Raw genomic sequence first — 1459 nt, 5'->3', positions numbered from 1 at the left:
TCGGTGGCGGTGCCTCCGCCGAGGTGATGGCCAACGGTCTTGAGATCATCCTCGGCGACCCGGACGTCAAGTCCGTCTTCGTCAACGTCTTCGGCGATGATCTCTCCCGTGTCCGGCCCTTATCCTCGAAGCCCGTCGGCCACCGCGTGACGCCCTGCAGCTCACTCCGCCCGTCAGCCGTCACGCACGCCGCCGGGCGGCCACCGCGCCGACGGGCCCGGCTTACCGCCGCGGCTGATCGAACATCGAAGGAACCACGTATGACCGACCTGTCACCCCACGCCGGCCCCGTCCCCGCCCCGGACCCCCTGCGCGACGTGTATCTGCGGCTGGTCTCCGAGGAGTCGATACCCGCGGAGGCGCGGAAGCAGTTCGGCTACCTGCGGCCGGTGGCCACGGACCTGCTGGCGGGCATCGCCCTCGACACCCCGGACAACGTCCGTGTCCTCAGCGACCGGGAGGTGGCCCTCGTCGAGTGGGACACCCTCGTGGCGGCCGCGCGCGCCAATCTGCTCAACTCGCCGGTCAACTACGACACCGTGGACCTGCCGGGTGGTGCCGTCCTTCACATCCTCGGGCACCCGGAGTCGGTGTTCGCGGCCAGCAAGGCACTCGTCCTCGAGGAAGCGGTGCGCGCCGCCGACGGCCCCGGGCTTCCGGCCGAGGGAGTGCTGCTCACCGTCCCGAACCGGCACAACCTCGTCTTCTACCCCCTCGCCGACAGCCACGTGGGCGAAGCGGTCAACGCCCTCGCGCAGTTCGGGATGGGTGCCTACGAGGACGGTCCCGGACGCATCTCACCCCGCGTGTTCTGGTGGCGCGCCGGCACCTTGACCTCGATCACGGTCTTCGACGAGGAAAGCCGGACGATGAGCATCTCGCCGCCCGACGAACTCATGGCCATCATGCGGGGCCTGGCCCACGCCGACGGCTGAGGCGCTCGCCGCGCGACCGGCTGGGCATGGCCCTGGACCGTGACTCATCCGGGAAGGTCCGGGTGCAGGAGCCTGCGCAGGACTCGGAAGGACACGTCGCCGGCGAGCGGCGACAGCGGCGAGCGCCGGTGCCAGAGCTCGTCGAACCTGTGCAGCTCCGCGCTCAGCTCGCGTGCTCCCCGGCGTGAGAGGGCTTGCGTGATGTGGTCGAGGAGGACCCGGGCCTCAAGGGGGTCGCCGCAGCAGTCCCCGTACAGGCAGCCGCGTTCGTAGTGGTGCGCGAGGTCGCGCAGGGGCAGCCGTACGTGGTCCTTCCAGAGCCTCATGGCTCGGCTGACGTCGCCCGGGCAGAGGTAGTTCCTGGTGCGTTCGAGGCGGGTGATTTCCGCCAGCGTCCGCGCGGACAGGCCGTCGATGACGGCGGGACGGGTGTCGTACGGGGCATACGGCCGGCGTCGGCGCGGGAGTCCGGCCCGGACCTGTTCGGGGCGCCTACGCGGCATGGCCCTTTCGGCTGATCGGCA

Annotated in this window: 2 protein-coding genes; one reads left to right on the top strand and one right to left on the bottom strand. The window is 70.8% G+C overall.

Translation table 11 applies throughout. The annotated features are described in order from the left end of the window. The first annotated feature begins 260 nt into the window (after positions 1–260). The gene (locus AB0K09_RS33325; RefSeq protein ID WP_366069126.1) at positions 261–935 is read left to right on the top strand and encodes a hypothetical protein; all 675 of its coding nucleotides are present in this window, start codon (positions 261–263) and stop codon (positions 933–935) included. Positions 936–979: 44 nt separating this feature from the next. Here the strand turns inward: AB0K09_RS33325 and AB0K09_RS33320 are convergent. Next, a partial coding sequence (locus tag AB0K09_RS33320; RefSeq protein WP_366069125.1) for a hypothetical protein occupies positions 980–1459 on the bottom strand: 480 nt, incomplete at its 5' end.

Origin of the sequence: Streptomyces sp. NPDC049577 (assembly GCF_040675635.1) — a bacterium.
Lineage (GTDB): Bacteria > Actinomycetota > Actinomycetes > Streptomycetales > Streptomycetaceae > Streptomyces.
The sequence above is the reverse complement of the archived record's forward strand: the minus strand, read 5'-3'. Positions and strand labels throughout refer to the sequence as shown.

Excerpts from the sequence above, each read along its gene's own strand:
- AB0K09_RS33325 (WP_366069126.1), top strand. The coding sequence starts at position 261 with ATGACCGACCTGTCACCCCACGCCGGCCCCGTCCCCGCCCCGGACCCC.